Here is a 16,149-nt window from a genome sequence, read left to right on the forward strand (position 1 = left end):
TCGCAGGCGAAGGAGAGACGCCGTGGAAGGCGTGAAGGCGCAGCTGCGCAGGCACCGCATCGAGACGCCCTCCTGGGCGTACGGCAACTCGGGCACCCGGTTCAAGGTCTACGCCCAGGCGGGTGTGCCGCGCACGCCGCAGGAGAAGATCGCCGACGCGGCCAAGGTGCACGAGCTGACCGGGGTGGCGCCCAGCATCGCCCTGCACATCCCGTGGGACCGGGTCGACGACTATCCCGCGCTGGCCCGGTTCGCCGCCGACCACGGCATCGCCGTCGGGGCCATCAACCCCAACGTGTTCCAGGAGGACGACTACCGGCTGGGCAGCGTCTGCAACCCCGACCCCAAGATCCGCCGCAAGGCCACCGACCACCTGCTGGAGTGCGTCGAGGTCGGGGTGCAGACCGGGTCGACGATCCTGTCGCTGTGGTTCGCCGACGGCACCAACTACCCCGGCCAGGACTCGATCCGGGCCCGGCAGGACCGGCTGGCCGACGCACTGTCCGAAGTGTACGGTCAGCTGCCCGACGGCATGCGGATGCTGGTGGAGTACAAGCTGTTCGAGCCCAGCTTCTACACCATGGACCTGCCGGACTGGGGCACCTCGTTCGCGCACTGCGTGAACCTGGGCCCGAAGGCGCAGGTGCTGGTGGACACCGGGCACCACGCCCCCGGCACCAACATCGAGTTCATCGTGGCCCTGCTGCTGCGGGCCGGCAAGCTCGGCGGCTTCCACTTCAACAGCCGGTTCTACGCCGACGACGACCTGATGGTCGGGGCGGCCGACCCGTTCCAGCTGTTCCGGATCATGCACGAGATCGTGTCGGCCGACGCGCTGGCCCCCGAGGCCGACGTGGCGTTCATGCTCGACCAGTGCCACAACATCGAGCCCAAGGTGCCGGCCATGCTGCGGTCGGTGCTCAACGTGCAGGAGGCGACGGCCAAGGCGCTACTCGTCGACCGTGAAGCGCTGGCCAAGGCCCAGGCCGAGGGCGACGTGCTCGCCGCCAACGCCGCGCTCATGGACGCCTACAACACCGACGTCCGCCCGCTGCTGGCCGAGCTGCGGGCCGAGGACGGACTCGACCCGGACCCGATCGGCGCTTATCACCGGTCCGGCTACCAGCAGAAGATCGAGGCCGAGCGGGTCGGCGGCTCGGCGATGGGATGGGGCGCGTGAACCCGGAAGTCTCGGCTCTACTGGACCGTTCGCACTCGATCGGCGCGGACCGGCGCAACACCAACTACGCCGGCGGCAACGCGTCGGCCAAGGCGGTGGATCGCGACCCGGTGACCGGCGGCGACGTGGAACTGATGTGGGTCAAGGGATCCGGCGGGGATCTCGGCACCCTGACCGAGGCCGGCCTGGCCGTGCTGCGGCTGGACCGGTTGCGCGCCATGGTGGACGTGTATCCGGGGGTGGAGCGCGAGGACGAGATGGTCGCCGCGTTCGACTTCTGCCTGCACGGCAGGGGCGGGGCCGCGCCGTCCATCGACACCGCCATGCACGGCCTGGTCGACGCCGCGCACGTGGACCACCTGCACCCGGACGCCGGCATCGCGCTGGCCACCGCCGCCGACGGGCCGGCGCTGACCCGGGAGTGCTTCGGCGACCGGGTCGCCTGGGTGGACTGGCGGCGGCCGGGTTTCCAGCTGGGGCTGGACATCGCCGAGATCAAGCGGGCCAATCCGCAGGCCATCGGCGTGATCCTCGGCGGGCACGGCATCACCGCGTGGGGCGCCACCTCGCAGGAGTGCCAGGCCAATTCGCTGGAGATCATCCGTCGGGCCCAGGAGTTCCTGGACGCCCGGGGCGCGGCCGACCCGTTCGGATCCGTTGTCCCGCAATGGCAGGCGCTTGCGCCCGCCGCCCGGCGGGAACGCGCCGCCGCGTTGGCCCCGGTGATCCGGGGGCTGGCATCGACCGACAACCGTCAGGTCGGGCACTTCACCGACTCACCCGAGGTGCTGGAGTTCCTGGCCGGCTCCAAGGCCCCCGCGCTGGCCGCGCTGGGGACCTCGTGCCCGGATCACTTCCTGCGCACCAAGGTCCGGCCGCTGATCCTCGACACCGCCGCCGACGCGCCGCTCGAGTCCGTTGTGGAACGTCTGCGGGACCTGCACCACGAGTACCGTGAGGACTACCGGGCCTACTATGTCCGGCACGCTCTCCCGGACTCGCCGGCGATGCGCGGGGCCGACCCGGCGATCGTGCTGGTGCCCGGCATCGGCATGTTCTCCTTCGGGGCCGACGAGCAGACCGCCCGGGTGGCCGGGGAGTTCTATGTCAACGCCATCAACGTCATGCGCGGGGCCGAGTCGGTGTCGACCTACGCGCCGATCCCGGAGAGCGAGAAGTTCCGGATCGAGTACTGGGAGCTGGAGGAGGCGAAGCTGCGTCGGCGCCCCAAGCCGAAGCCGCTGACCGCTCGGGTCGCCTTCGTCACCGGCGGCGGTTCCGGCATCGGTCGGGCCACGGCTTTGCGGCTGGCGGCCGAGGGCGCGTGTGTGGTGGTCGCCGACCGCGATCTGGCCGGGGCTGAGGCCGTGGCCAAGGAGATCGGGTCGTCGGCCGTCGCCGTGCACGCCGACGTGTCCTCTTCTGACGCTGTCGACGAGGCCGTTTCCGCTGCCTGCCTGGCTTTCGGCGGCATCGACCTCGTGGTCAACAACGCCGGGCTGTCGGTGTCCAAGCCACTGGTCGACACCAGCGACGAGGACTGGGACCGCCAGCACGGCGTGATGGCCCGCGGCTCGTTCCTGGTGTCCAGGGCCGCCGCCCGCACCATGATCGCCCAGGGCATCGGCGGCGACATCGTCTACGTGGTCAGCAAGAACGCCGTGTTCGCCGGGCCCAACAACGTCGCCTACGGCTCGGCCAAGGCCGACCAGGCGCACCAGGTCCGGCTGCTCGCCGCCGAGCTGGCCGCTCACGGCATCCGCGTCAACGGCGTCAATCCCGACGCCGTCGTCCGGGGCTCGGGCATCTTCTCCTCCGGCTGGGGCGCGCAGCGGGCCGCCGTTTACGGTGTGCCCGAGGAGAAGCTGGGGGAGTACTACGCCCAGCGGACCCTGCTCAAGCAGGAGGTGCTGCCCGACCACGTGGCCGCCGCGATCTTCGTGCTCACCGGCGGGGAACTGTCCCGCACCACCGGCCTGCACGTGCCCGTCGACGCCGGTGTCGCCGGCGCCTTCCTGCGATGAGTGCCGCTGCGGTGAATTCCTATGCCGCCGTCGACCTCGGCGCGTCCAGCGGGCGGGTGATGCTCGGACGCGTCGGGGCCGACCTCCTTGAGCTGCGGGAGGTTTCGCGTTTCTCCTACCGGCCGACCGAACGCTGCGGCGCCCTGCGCTGGGACGCCGAGTTCCTCCGCCACTCCGTTACGGAGGGCTTGCGGGGCCTGGACGTTCGCAGCGTCGGCATCGACTCGTGGGCCGTCGACTACGGGCTGCTCGACGATTCCGGCCGGCTGCTGGCCGATCCGGTGTGCTACCGGGATTCCCGCACCGACGGCGTTGTCGACCGGGTGCTGGCCACCGTGCCGGCCGAGGAGCTCTACGACCGCACCGGCATCCAGATCCTGCCCATCAACACCCTCTACCAGCTCGTCGCCGATCCCTTGGCCCAGCAGGCCGCCCACCTGCTCATGATTCCCGATCTTGTCGCCTACTGGCTCACCGGCGAGATCGGGGCCGAGTTCACCAACGCCTCCACCACCCAGCTGCTCGACGTCCGAAGTGGACAGTGGGCGGTCGACTTGATGGATCGCCTGGGCATTCCCGCCCACCTGTTCCCGCCCATTCGCCGGCCCGGCACCCCCATCGGCGGCCCCGTCGTCGCCGTCGGCTCCCACGACACCGCCTCCGCCGTCCACGCCGTGCCCGCCCTCACCGACCGTTTCGGCTACATCTCTTGCGGCACTTGGTCCCTTGTCGGCGTCGAGCTCGACCGTCCCGTCCTGTCCGCCGACAGCCTCGCCGCCAATTTCACCAACGAGGCCGGCGTCGGCGGCACCGTGCGCTATCTCCGCAACGTCATGGGCTTGTGGCTCCTGGAGGAGTCCCTCCGCGTCTGGGACCTTCCTCGCGACCCCTTGCTCCTCGCCGCCGCCTCCCTGCCTCGCCGCTCCGTCATCGACCCCAATTCCCCCGAGTTCCTCGCCCCCGGCGACATGCCCTCCCGCATCGTCGACGCCTGCCGCCGCACCGACCAGCCCGTCCCCGCCACCCCGCCCGAGATCGTCCGCTGCATCCTCGACAGCCTCGCCGCCGCCTACCGTGACGCGTTGCTCGACGCCCAACGCCTCTCCGACAAGGAACTCGACGTCGTCCACATCGTCGGCGGCGGCTCCCGCAACGAGTTCCTCTGCCAACTCACCGCCGACGCCTGCCGCCTCCCCGTCCTCGCCGGCCCCGTCGAAGCCACCGCCCTCGGCAACCTCCTGGTGCAGGCCGACATCCCCGCTCCCCGCCGCCTCGTCGCCGCCACCCACCCGATCCGCCGCTACGACCCAGCCTCGCCCTGACCGCCCCCGCCGCCCTCCGCGATCGCCGCCACCAAGATCAAGGGACCCATCCTCTCGCCCAACGCCAGGAAGGGCCCCTTCATGACGTCCGGTGTCATGAAGGGGCCCTTCCTGACGTTGAACGTCAGTAAGGGGCCCTTCATGACATCGCCGCCATGATCAAGGGACCGATACTGGCGCCCAGCGTCAGGAAAGACATCCCGGCTGCCGATGCTGTTGTCCCGCAAGGACTCCAAGGCCCGCTCGACCAACGAGGCGGCCCCGGCGCAGCCGGCGTGGTCCTTCGCCGGAAGGTGTCACGCGGTCATCGTCTCGGTTTCCCTGACCCCCCAAGGCGATACGGCAAACGTGCCACGGAGCGCGGCAGTCGGGGGACCCCGGTCAGCCGAACGTGAAGTCGTAGGCGTCGATGCCGGGAGTGAAGTCGAGGGTCAGGGTCGAGCGTTGGTAGGGGCCGTTGTCCACGAGGGTGTAGAGCTTGGGCTCGCCGGACACGGCGATGGTCTGGGTCTTTCCGTTCGCCTGCGCTGTCACCGTCCCTGAGCCGCCGAGCACGAGGTAGACGTATTTGGCCTGGTAGCTCAGTTCCAGCCGGGCCCCGGCCCCGGAGGTGATCGACTCGGCGTCGGCGGCCTGCCAGCTGCCGGCCAGCGCGTAGGTGTCGGGCTGGAGCGTGGGCGGGAACTGGAAGGCCTGCAGGGTGCTGTTGTTCGGCGTGCCGCCGCTGACGTGCAGCGGGGCGTACTGGGAGCCCAGGTAGGTCTCGGGGGTCTGCTGCTCGGACGGCGTGGTGTCGGCGACCTCGGTCTCGGTGGGAAGGTCCACAGTGGACGATGCCGAGGTCAGCAGCTGCCGGATGAGCTGCTCGGTCCCGGAGTAGTCGCCCTCGCCGAAGCTGACGTGCCGGACGTCGCCCTCGGCGTCGATGAGGTACTCGGCCGGCCAGTACTGGTTGGCGTAGGCGTTCCAGGTGGCGTAGCTGTTGTCCACGGCGATCGGGTACTTCACGCCCAGCGCCTTGGCCTGCGCTTCGATGTTCGAGGTGTCGTGCTCGAAGGCGAACTCCGGGGTGTGCACGCCGATGATCTCCAGGCCGGCCTTCTGGTAGGCGCTGTACCAGGATTCGACGTGCGGCAGGGTGCGCTGGCAGTTGATGCAGCTGTACGTCCAGAAGTCGATCAGCACCACCTTACCGCGCAGCCCGGCCAGGGTGAGCGGCTTGGTGTTGAGCCAGTCGGTGATGCCGGTCAGCTCGGGCGCCCGGCCGCAGTTCTGCAGCGTCTGGCCGCCGGGCTGGCAGTTCGCGCCGGGAGCGGCGGTGGCGGCGCTGGTGTCGGAGCCGGCGCCGGGTCCGTTGAGTTTGTGCAGCTCACCCTGGGCCTCGCTATTGTTCTCCACCGATTGCTGCAACGCCTCGGTGTATCCGGGCACCGCCGTCTGCAATCCGTCGGTCAGGTTGAATGCGATGGCCACGGCCACCACCAGCATGATCACACCGCTGGCGATGCGAAATCCGCGGGCGCGTTCACGAATGGCGGCGACCCGGCGGGTGATGGCGTCGCCGGCGACGGCGAGAACGAGCAGCGGCACGCCGCAGCCGACGGCGAACGCCGCGGTGAGCGCCAGTGCGCCGGCGCTGAAGGTGTGATTGGCGCCGATCACGGCGATCGTGGCCAGCACCGGCCCGGCACAGGGCACGAATAGGAGTCCGAGCCCGAGACCGAGCACGATTCCGTTGCCGTCGGGATTCACCGGACGGCCCGACAGTCGCGCGAACGGCCGTTCCAGCAGCTCACCGAACCGCGGCCACAGCAGTCCGACGGCGATCAGCGCCAGCACCACGACGCCGGCGTCGCGCAGCAGCGTCTGGGGCAGCCCGAGCGCGCTCAGCACCAGCGAGCCGAACAGCGTGGACAGCGCGAAACTCAGCACCAGACCGGCGATGACCAGGTACGGCCGCCACTTGCGGCGCTGCGGCCCGCCCGAGGTGAGCACGATCGGCAGCACCGGCAGCACACAGGGGGACAGGCTGGTGATCACCCCGGCCAGAAACCCCACGACGACCAACGTGACCATGGGGCAAGGCTACTGCCCGTATGTCCGCGCCCGCGGTTACCGATCTCTTACGGCGGCCGGCCCAAGGGCGTGCTACCGTACGCATTTGACTGGATCCACTAGGTGATCATCGTTTCTCACCCGGGTTTTACGCCCGTCGGAGCGACAGCGCCAGTCGCCATTCGGTCGCACCGCCCCTTTTGCTGTTAACAGTTACGGTGGCGCTTTGTCCGTAATTCCGGATAAGCCCGGAACTACCCCTCTTCCTGACCTGCTCCGCGACGGAGATCACACATAGGCTCCGGCGGTCCGATGTGGAGACGCCCGGAATGAGGTGTGCGCGGATGTTCCGCCAACAACGCCGAAGACTGGTGCTCGTCGTGGCCACGGTCACCGGCGTGCTCGCCGCGACCGGCCCGAACGCGACGGCCGCCGGTGCGGCCGCCGCCGACGCGGCACTGGCCCAGGGGAGCAAGCAGTCGGTGATCGTGGTGCTCAAGAACCAGCACCCCGAGTTATCGCCCAAGGCCCAGCGCGGTCAGCGCCAGCAGACCGTGGGCCAGGAGCAGGCCCCGCTGGTCAACCAGGCCAAGCAGGTGGGCGCGCAGAACGTGAAGTCGTTCGACGTGCTCAACGGCTTCTCGGCCAAGGTCACCGACGCCGAGGCGGGCAAGCTCGCCGCCAACCCGGACGTCGCCGCGGTCGTGCCGGACCGCACCCGGGCGGTCAAGCCGCTGGACGCGGCCCAGAAGCAGCAGATCAAGGCGGCCGCGACGCCGCCCCCGGACCAGCCGCTGGCGGCGGGCGCCTGCCCGACCGACCCGAGCAAGCCCCTGCTGGAGCCGGAGGCGTTGCAGACCACGCACACCGCCTACACCAACCCGAGCCTGCCGCAGGCGCAGAACATCGTGGACGGCAAGGGCGTGACGGTCGCGTGGATCGCGGACGGCCTCGACCCGAACAACCCCGACTTCATCCGGGCCGACGGCAGCCACGTCTTCACCGACTACCAGGACTTCTCCGGCACGGACCCGAACGGCCCGCAGTCCGGTGAGGAGGCCTTCGGCGACGCCAGCTCCATCGCCGCGCAGGGCCGCGTGACCTACGACCTGTCCAATGTGGTCGCCGCCGCGCACCCGCTGCCCAAGGGCTGCAACGTCACCGTGCGCGGCATCGCGCCGGGCGCGAACCTGGTGGGCCTCAACATCTTCGGCAGCGCCGAGCTGGTCACCAACTCGATCGTGTTGCAGGCCATCGACTACGCCGTGAACAACGACAACGTCGACGTGATCAACGAGTCGCTGGGCGGCAACCCGTTCCCGGCCGACGGCGTGGACCCGGTCGCCCTGGCCAACGACGCCGCGGTCGCCGCGGGCGTCACGGTCGTGGCCTCCACCGGCGACGCCGGCCCGAGCGGCACCATCGGCACCCCGGCGGTCGACCCGCACGTGATCTCCGCCGGCTCGGTCACCAACTACCGGCTGTACGCGCAGACCGGCGAGCGCGGGGCCCGGACCTTCGCCAAGACCTGGGCCAACGACAACATGTCCTCGCTGTCCTCGGGCGGCGTCGACGACCTGGGCCGGGTGCCGGACCTGGTGGCGCCGGGCGAGTCCGGCTGGTCGGTGTGCAGCGCCGACCCGCGGTTCGCGCAGTGCACCGACGAGCAGGGCCGCCCGTCCAACATCCGCACCTTCGGCGGCACGTCCGAGGCCGCGCCGTTCATCGCCGGCGGGGCCGCGCTGGTCATCGAGGCGTACAAGAACACCCACCACGGCGCCAAGCCGAGCCCGCAGCTGGTCAAGCAGATCCTCACCAGCACCGCCAGCGATCTCGGCCAGCCGGCCGACGAGCAGGGTGCGGGCGAGCTGAACACCTACGCCGCCGTGCGCGCCGCGATGTCCATTCAGGACGGCAACGGCAAGCCGACCGCGCAGGGCGCCGGCCTGCTGGCCACCACCACCGGCGGCGACACGCAGCTGACCGCGGCGGCCAAGCCCGGCAGCACCGTCACCGAGCCGCTGACCATCACCAACACCAGCCCTAACATCCAGACCGTGTCCGCGCACGGCCGCGTGCTGGGCAAGACCCTGTCCGACACCACCAGCAGCATCGCGATCGACGCCACCTCGACCACGGCGCCGACCTTCATCGACGGCACCAGCGCCACCCGGGTGTACGCCAAGACCACCTTCCAGGTGCCGTTCGGGGCCGACCACCTCCAGGGCGACCTGGCCTGGCCGGGCAACCCCTCGCAGTCGGCGACGATCCGGCTGGCCCTGATCGACCCCAACGGCGTCTACCAGTCCGACTCCCGGCCGCAGAACAGCAGCAGCCAGTCCAACCACGGCCGCGTGGACGTCCGCAACCCGGCGCCGGGCGCCTGGACCGCGGTGTTCTACGTGACCAGGGGCGCGACCGGGTTCAAGGGCAACGTGGCCTACGAGTTCACCACCACCAAGTACACCGGCTTCGGCTCGGTGAGCCCGTCCACGCTGACTCTGAAGCCCGGCCAGTCCGGCACCTTCAAGGTCACCGCCAAGACGCCCGACCAGCCCGGCGACCTGTCGGCCGCGGTCGAGCTGGACACCCCGCTGGGGGCGGTCACCTCGGTGCCGCTGACCCTGCGCAGCCTGATCACGCCGGCCGGCGACGGGGCCTTCGGCGGCGCCATCGTCGGCGGCAACGGCCGCGACTTCGCGCCGGCGCAGACCCAGACGTACTGGTTCGACGTGCCGGCCGGCAAGAAGGACTTCGGCCTGGACGTCAGCCTCGGCGGCGATCCCAACCAGACCGTCTACGCCGCGCTGAAGTCGCCCAGCGGCCAGATCCTGTCGCTGTCGACCAACCAGCAGCAGGGCGCCAGCGGCGTCGTCCGGACCAAGACGCTCCAGTCCTACGTCCGCGCGCCGGAGAAGGGCCGCTGGGAGCTGGTGATCAACGTCAGCCAGGGCGTCAGCGGCACGGCGCTGTCCCAGCCCTTCACCGGGCACCTGAAGTTCAACGCGGTCGACGCCTCGTTCGACGGCGTGCCCAGCGGCACCGTGCCGGCGGGCAAGCCGATCCAGGTCAAGATCAAGGTCCGCAACACCGGGGTCGCGCCCGAGTCCGTGTTCGCCGACCCGCGCCTGACCACGGAGACCGACCAGGACCTGCTGGTGGTCCCGCCGACCTCGGCCGCCCAGCAGTTCCCGCAGCCGGCCACCGCCACCGGCACCGAGTGGCTGGTGCCGACCGAGGCCCGCTCGTTCACCATCCAGCAGAACGCGACGATCCCGGCCGACTTCGACGCGTCCGCGTTCAGCGGCGTGCCGGAGCTGTACGGGTCGCCGCGCGGCACGTCGGCCACCGCCACCTCGGCGGCGTCCGAGGTCACGCAGGGCCAGTGGCTGGCGGTGGCGACCGCCTTCGGCCCGACCGACGCGGAGGTCACCGGCTCGGCCACCCTGGCCGCGCAGGTGCACGCCCAGGCCTTCGACACCACGGCCACCAGCAACACCGGTGACCTGTGGCGGCTGAGCGTGGACGGAGGCGCGCCGGACTTCACGCCGACCGTGCTGGCCCCGGGCCAGTCCGCGACCATCACCGTGACCATCACCCCGACCGGGGCGAAGGGCACGAAGGTCAGCGGCGTGCTGTATCTGGACAACTTCAACGGCGTCCTGCTCAGCGGGGACGAGCTGGCGAGCGTTCCGTACAGCTACACGATCGGTTAAGCCTGTCGCGGTTAGGGGACCCCGTCGGACACTAGTGTCGGACGGGGTCCCCTCGCGTCTGGAGGAACCGTGCTCACTGACCACCTCGCCGCATGGGCCGCCACCAACGCCGACGACGCAGCCGTCACCTACGTCGACCACAGCACCAGCCTCGACGGGCTGTCGGTCACCGCTACCTGGGGTTCGCTACAGCGCCGGGTCGCATCCACCGCCGCCGCGCTGCGCCGGGTCGTCGGGCCGGGCGGCCGGGCCGTGGTGCTCGCGCCGCAGGGCGTCGACGACGTCGTCGCGCTGCTGGCCGCGTTGTGGGCCGGGGTGGTGGCGGTGCCGCTCGACCTGTCCGATCTCGACGACCATCCGTCTCATGTGCACGCCGTGCTGGCCGACTGCCTGGCCACGGCGGTGCTCACCACCAGCGCAGTCAAGCCGCGGGTGCAGGCGTTCTTCGACGCCCCGGTGGTGCTGGTGGATGGCCTGCCCGAGGAGGAGGTGGACCGGTTCCCGGCCGCCGCCTCGGATCTGGCGATGCTGCGCTACCCGGTGGACCCGGGAGCCGATCCGTACGGCACCGCCCTGAGCCACGGCGACCTGGCCGCCGCCGGCCAGCGCGCGTTGACGGCGTTCCGGGCGGTCACCGGGCGCTCGGTGACCGTGAACTGGCTGCCGCTCTGCTACGACCTCGGCTTCGTGCTGGGCGTCGCCGCGCCGCTGGCCGGCCGGCTGCGGGCCGTCCTGCTGGAACAGTCCTCGGTGCTGGAGCAGCCGCGACGGTGGTTGCAGGCGTTGGCCTCGGGCCAGGACGTGATCACCGCCGCCCCCGACTTCGCGCTGGCCTACTGCGCGTCCCGGACCACCGAGCAGGACCGCTCGTGGCTGCGGCTGTCGCAGGTCAGCAGCATGGTCGACGGGGGAGAGCCGATCAACGCCAGCACCGTGCGGGTGGCCGTGGACGTCTTCGGGCAGTGCGGGCTGCCGCCGCAGTCCCTGCGCACCTGCTACACCGCCGCCGGCGCGGTCGGCCCCGTCACCATGACCCCCGGTGGCTCGCCGCCGCGGCGGATCACCGTCGACCGCGAGCAGTTGGCCGCCGGCAAGGCCGTGCTCCGCACGGACGGCCGTCCGTCATTGCTGGTGTCCAGCGGCGTGCCGGTCGACGGCGAGGTGCTGATCGTCGACCCCAGCGCCAGCTGGCAGCTGCCCGACGGCATGGTCGGCGAGATCTGGCTGTCCGGGCCGGCCGTGGCCGTCCGGCAGCAGCTGGTCGCGCTGGACGGCCGGCACTGGCTGCGCACCGGCGATCTCGGGTTCCTGCACGAGGGCGAGCTGTTCGTGCTGGGACGGCAGGAGGACCTGCTCACCGTCGACGGCCGCCGCCTCGACCCGCACGAGGTCGAGCTGGTGGCCCGGGCCGCCCACGCCGCCATCCGCCCCGACCGGGTGGTGGCCCTGTCCTTCGGCGAGGCCGTCGTGATCGTCGCCGAACGCTCCCAGCACCTGCCCCCGGCCGAGCTCGACGTGGCCGCCGTGGTCGCCGCCGTCCGCGCCGCCGTGGCCAAACGCTTCGACGTCCGCGTCCGCGACGTGGTCATCGTCGAGTCCGGCCGGATGCCGGCCGGCTGGACCGGCCGCCCGACCCGGGCCGCGATCCGCCGCCGCTACCTGGAGGCCGGTCTCTAGCCGAGACCGCCAAACCGACCACCACCGCCGTCACGCCGGAGAGCAGCAACGCCAGCATCCACGGCCCGGAGTTCCGGTCCACCGGCTCGGTGTCCAACTCGCTCAGCGGATCAGCCAGGACCGTCACGGCGTCGCCCACCGCCAGCGGCGGCGGGGGACCATAGGTCAGCAGCGGCCGCGCGATCGCCCGGCCGGCCGGGTCGGTCAGCCACACCGTGTAGTCCAGGTGTTGGCGGCTCTGGCTGGTGTCCACCCTGGACACCCGCGCCACGACTGTGTGCCCGCGCGCGGCCAGCACCGCGTCGTCGAGCCAGATCGGGCCGGCGATCAGCATCAGCATCACCCCGCACGCCGCGATCAGCGCGCCCGGCCACGCCGACCCCAGCCACCACGCCGCGGCCACCACCAGCGCCCATGCGGCCAGCACCACGAGCACGAACCTGGCGTCGACGTCGCGGTAGATCCACCACGTGCCGGCCGCGACCACCGACAGCACCAGCAGCGCGGTCAGCGCCACCCGGCCCACCCGCGCGGCCGGCCGCCACGCCGGTCGGTGCCGGCCCCACCCCGTGACGTCGTGTTTTCCCTTGCCGTGGACCATGACCGCCCCCTCACCCGCCGTCGTCATGATGCTCCCGCCGCGGCAAGGTGACGGTGTCTCGTCGGGCACAGTCGTCAGGGGAAGATGACGCCCAGCGTGAAGGTGAGCAGGTTCCAGGTGGCGAAGCCCACGCCCAGCAGGATCAGCAGCACCACCAGCCCCACCATCAGCCGGCGGTGACCCCTGGACCGGTTGGCGGACTCGGCGAAGTCGGTGACCCCGGCCAGATAGCCCTCCACGGTGTAGTTGTTGCTGACCCGCTCCATCCGGTCCAGGTGCTCGGCGAACGCCTTGGCCTCGGGATCGTTCGGGTCCAATCCGATCAGGTCGTCGTCGAAACGGTCCTTCGGGCCCGGCGGCTGCTGCCCTTCCATGCCGACAACGGTACCCAGCTTGGCACCAAGACGGCCGCGCCTTAGTCTGGCCACGGTCCGACGCAGAGCCGAACAGGATCTCGCCCATGTCCGTTCAGCCGCCCGACGGCGCCCATCCGCAGTTGGCCGTCGACATCGTCGACCGCCTGGAGTGGGTGTCCGGCCTGTACCCCGGCTACCGCCGGGCCCACGCGAAAGGGGCTTGCTACCGCGCGGTTTTCCTACCCACGGGCGCGGCGGCGGAGTACACCACCGCTGCCCACCTCCAGGGCGACCCGGTCCCGGCGACCGTGCGCTTCTCCAACTTCTCGGGAAACCCCTACATCTGGGACCGCACCCGCTCGGCCCGCGGCCTGTCGGTGGCCTTCCACCTGCCCGGCGGCGTGGCCACCGACCTGCTGTCGGTGAGCCAGCCGGTGTTCGTGGCCGCGACCCCGCAGGCGTTCCGGGACTTCCTGGAGGCGGCCGAGCCCAACATGTTCACCGGCTCGCCCGACCCGGAAGTGGTGCGCAAGTACGCCACCGAGCACACCGAGGCCATGCGCGGCCTGCGGGCGGTGAAGAACACGCCGATCCCGGTGAGCTACGCGACCCTGCGCTACTGGGCCGTGCACGCGTTCATCTGGCTGGACCGGATGCGCCGCCGCACGGCCGTGCGCTACCGCTGGGAGCCGGAGGCCGGCGTGCAGCAGCTGTCCGACGAGCGGGCGGCCGAGAAGTCGCCGACCTACCTGTCCGACGAGCTGGCCGAACGGCTGGCCACGACCACGGTGGCGTTCCAGCTGAAGGTGCAGATCGCCCAGCCCGGCGATCCGACCGACGACTGCACGGTGCTGTGGCCGGGCGACCGCACGGAGATCACCGTCGGCCGGCTGCTGGTCACCGGCCCGGTCGAGGACCAGGCCAAATGGGACCGGCGCATGTTCGACCCGACCCGGCTGGTGCCCGGCATCGAGCTGTCCGACGACCCGGTGCTGCGGTTCCGCGGCCAGGTCTACTCGGTCTCCCACGGCCGGCGCACCCAGGGGAAGTGAACTTTGACGACAACGGTCGCCACCGGCATCGGCCAGGTCCGCGGCGTCGATCTCGGTGGGGCGGTGGCCTGGCGCGGCATTCCGTACGCGCAGCCGCCGGTCGGGCGGCTGCGGCACCGGCCGCCGCTGCCGGCCGAGCCGTGGATCGGCGTGCGGGACGCCACCCGCTTCGGCCCGCGGGCGATGCAGATCGTCATGCCGGCGGCCATGATCCCCGGTCCGCGACCGGCCGCTGTGGACGATCCACAGCGGATCAGCGAGGACTGCCTCTACGTCAACGTGTGCGCTCCCGAGCGTCCGTCGGCGACGCCGCGGCCGGTGTTCGTGTGGATCCACGGCGGCGGCTACATGGTCGGCGGCGGGCCGGAGGGCATCGGCGACGGCGAGACGTTCGTGCGCGATCACGACGTCGTGGTGGTGACGTTCAACTACCGGCTGGGGGCGTTCGGCTTCTTCGACGACACCAACTGCGGGGTGCTCGACCAGATCGCCGCGCTGCGCTGGGTGCGGGACAACATCGCCGCGTTCGGCGGGGATCCGCGGCAGGTGACCGTCGGCGGGATGTCGGCCGGCGCGAAGAGCGTGGCCACGCTGATGGCCATTCCGTCGGCGTCCGGGCTGTTCCAGCGGGCGATCTCGCAGAGCGGCGGCGGCGATCACGTGACCACGCCGGAGGTCGCGCGGGCCACTGTGGACCGGCTGGGCATCGACCGGCGGCACATCCCGACCGTGCCGGCGGCCGAGCTGGTGGCCGCGCAGCTGACCGTGTCGCCGCCGATGTACGGGGTGTGGACGTGGCGGCCGGTGGTCGACGGCTCGCTGCTGCCGGACGTGCCCGTGCGGCGGATCGCCGCGGGCTCGGCCGCCGGGGTCGCCTTGCTGGCGTCCAGCACCGCCAACGAGGCCGGCACCTTCACCGCCTTGGACTCCCACGCCGCCGACCCCGCGCCCCGGGTTCTCACCGAGGCCTTCGGCGCGCAGCGGGCGCGGGAGATCATCGCCGCCTACGACGGCGACCTCGCGGCCGTGATGACCGACGAGCGGTACGGGATCCCGACCTTGCGGCTGGCCGACGGCCAGTCCCGGCACGCCCCGACCTGGCGCTACCGCTTCGACGGCGCGCTGCCCGGCCTGCCGGCGTCGATGGCCGCCGCCCACGGCACCGACCTGGTGTTCGCTTGGGCCGTCGGCGGCGGCGACCTCGGCTCGCCGGAGGCGACCGAGCTGTCCCGGGTCATGCACGGCGCCTGGGGTTCCTTCGTCCGCACCGGCAAGGTCGACTGGACTCCCTACGATTCGGTCACCCGACCGACGATGATCATGGGCACACCGGTGCGGGTCGAGGACGACCCCAACACCGCCCGCCGCCAAGCCTGGTCCGACACCACCTGGCCCTCAGGCACCTGGTTCTGACCCCGGTGGGGGTTCCAGCGCCGTTCGGGGCCTCGACCTTGAGCACCTGCGCGCCCTCCTGCTGGCCGATGTCCAAATAGGACTTGGTTTCGCGGGTTGTCGAAGTGCCGCCCCTGCGCCGGCGGCGTCCAGTCGCCGCCGATGAAGTTGTCGTAGCGTGCCTTGAACTGCACGATGCTGCCGTCTGTCCCAGGGTTGGCGCACACCGTTGTTCGCGCTCCCGCAGGCCGTCGGTGACCGCCGTCACGGTGCTCCCGAGGGGTTGCGCGAGGTTCCGCCCTGGTCAGGCCTTCAGGTAGCGCGCGGCCACGGCGTCGTTGTGCCGGGTCAGCAGCTCGGCGAAGGTGTGCAGCTCCTCCGGCGTCCAGTCGGCGAGCAGCTCGGCCGAGACGGCCAGCCGGCGCTGCCGGGTCAGCTCCATCAGTTCGAGCCCCTGCTCGGTGGGGGCGATGATGCAGCGCCGGCGGTCGGCGGTGTCGTGGATCTTGGTCACCAGCTCGCGGGTCCGCATGGTGGTGACCTGCCGGCCGGCGGTCGAGGGGTCCAGGCCCAGCGCGCCGGCCAGCGTGCTGACGTCGGCCGGGCCGATCTCGTCCAGGGTGCGCAGCAGCAGGTACTCGGACCGGTCCAGCTCCTTGTAGACCTCGGTGCGGCGGCGCAGCAGCTCGAAGTTGCGGTTGAGCACCGCGGTGGCCAGCTCCAGCACGTCGAGTGCCTGCGCCGTGTCGACCATGTGACGCCTCCGATAACTGG

Annotated in this window: 11 protein-coding genes; 7 read left to right on the plus strand and 4 right to left on the minus strand. The window is 71.3% G+C overall.

Annotated features, from left to right (window positions below; all coding sequences use genetic code 11):
• The first annotated feature begins 31 nt into the window (after positions 1–31).
• Genes rhaI through ACIG5F_RS39240 form a run of 3 tightly spaced genes read left to right on the plus strand, consistent with a single transcriptional unit; the run spans position 32 to position 4,526 of the window.
• Positions 32–1,180, plus strand: a complete 1,149-nt coding sequence (rhaI, locus tag ACIG5F_RS39230; protein ID WP_396525189.1) for an L-rhamnose isomerase — start codon at positions 32–34, stop codon at positions 1,178–1,180.
• On the plus strand, positions 1,168–3,204 hold the full coding sequence (locus ACIG5F_RS39235; protein WP_396525136.1) for a bifunctional aldolase/short-chain dehydrogenase: 2,037 nt from the start codon (positions 1,168–1,170) through the stop codon (positions 3,202–3,204). Before rhaI ends, ACIG5F_RS39235 begins: the two co-directional genes overlap by 13 nt.
• Positions 3,201–4,526: a rhamnulokinase family protein gene (locus tag ACIG5F_RS39240; RefSeq protein ID WP_396525137.1), complete on the plus strand. Its 1,326-nt coding sequence runs from the start codon at positions 3,201–3,203 to the stop codon at positions 4,524–4,526. Before ACIG5F_RS39235 ends, ACIG5F_RS39240 begins: the two co-directional genes overlap by 4 nt.
• A gap of 381 nt (positions 4,527–4,907) precedes the next feature.
• Here ACIG5F_RS39240 and ACIG5F_RS39245 read toward each other — a convergent pair whose 3' ends face one another.
• Positions 4,908–6,602 (minus strand): cytochrome c biogenesis protein DipZ, encoded by a 1,695-nt coding sequence (locus tag ACIG5F_RS39245; protein WP_396525138.1) that lies wholly within the window; start codon positions 6,600–6,602, stop codon positions 4,908–4,910.
• A 323-nt stretch (positions 6,603–6,925) separates the two neighbouring features.
• On the opposite strand from ACIG5F_RS39245, the gene ACIG5F_RS39250 reads away from it, so the two are divergent.
• Together ACIG5F_RS39250 and ACIG5F_RS39255 are read left to right on the plus strand one after the other, a co-directional pair.
• On the plus strand, positions 6,926–10,297 hold the full coding sequence (locus ACIG5F_RS39250) for a S8 family serine peptidase (RefSeq protein WP_396525139.1): 3,372 nt from the start codon (positions 6,926–6,928) through the stop codon (positions 10,295–10,297).
• 69 nt (positions 10,298–10,366) lie between these two features.
• The gene (locus ACIG5F_RS39255) at positions 10,367–11,974 is read left to right on the plus strand and encodes an AMP-binding protein (RefSeq protein WP_396525140.1); all 1,608 of its coding nucleotides are present in this window, start codon (positions 10,367–10,369) and stop codon (positions 11,972–11,974) included.
• On the opposite strand, the gene ACIG5F_RS39260 is transcribed toward ACIG5F_RS39255, so the two are convergent.
• Together ACIG5F_RS39260 and ACIG5F_RS39265 are read right to left on the minus strand one after the other, a co-directional pair.
• Complete coding sequence (locus tag ACIG5F_RS39260; RefSeq protein ID WP_396525141.1) at positions 11,883–12,602, minus strand: hypothetical protein; 720 nt, start codon at positions 12,600–12,602, stop codon at positions 11,883–11,885. The two genes, ACIG5F_RS39255 and ACIG5F_RS39260, sit on opposite strands and share 92 nt — an antisense overlap.
• Before the next feature lie 47 nt (positions 12,603–12,649).
• A complete protein-coding gene (locus ACIG5F_RS39265) occupies positions 12,650–12,949 on the minus strand; it encodes a hypothetical protein (RefSeq protein ID WP_396525142.1) in 300 nt (99 codons plus the stop codon).
• A gap of 86 nt (positions 12,950–13,035) precedes the next feature.
• Between ACIG5F_RS39265 and ACIG5F_RS39270 the strand changes: the two genes are divergently transcribed.
• Positions 13,036–13,983, plus strand: coding sequence for a catalase family peroxidase (locus ACIG5F_RS39270; RefSeq protein WP_396525143.1), 948 nt, complete (start codon positions 13,036–13,038; stop codon positions 13,981–13,983).
• A gap of 3 nt (positions 13,984–13,986) precedes the next feature.
• On the plus strand, positions 13,987–15,396 hold the full coding sequence (locus ACIG5F_RS39275; protein WP_396525144.1) for a carboxylesterase/lipase family protein: 1,410 nt from the start codon (positions 13,987–13,989) through the stop codon (positions 15,394–15,396).
• Between the two features lie 283 nt (positions 15,397–15,679).
• Here ACIG5F_RS39275 and ACIG5F_RS39280 read toward each other — a convergent pair whose 3' ends face one another.
• Positions 15,680–16,129, minus strand: coding sequence for a MarR family winged helix-turn-helix transcriptional regulator (locus tag ACIG5F_RS39280; RefSeq protein WP_396525146.1), 450 nt, complete (start codon positions 16,127–16,129; stop codon positions 15,680–15,682).
• Between the last annotated feature and the right edge of the window lie 20 nt (positions 16,130–16,149).

Origin of the sequence: Kutzneria sp. NPDC052558 (assembly GCF_044547355.1) — a bacterium.
Lineage (GTDB): Bacteria > Actinomycetota > Actinomycetes > Mycobacteriales > Pseudonocardiaceae > Kutzneria.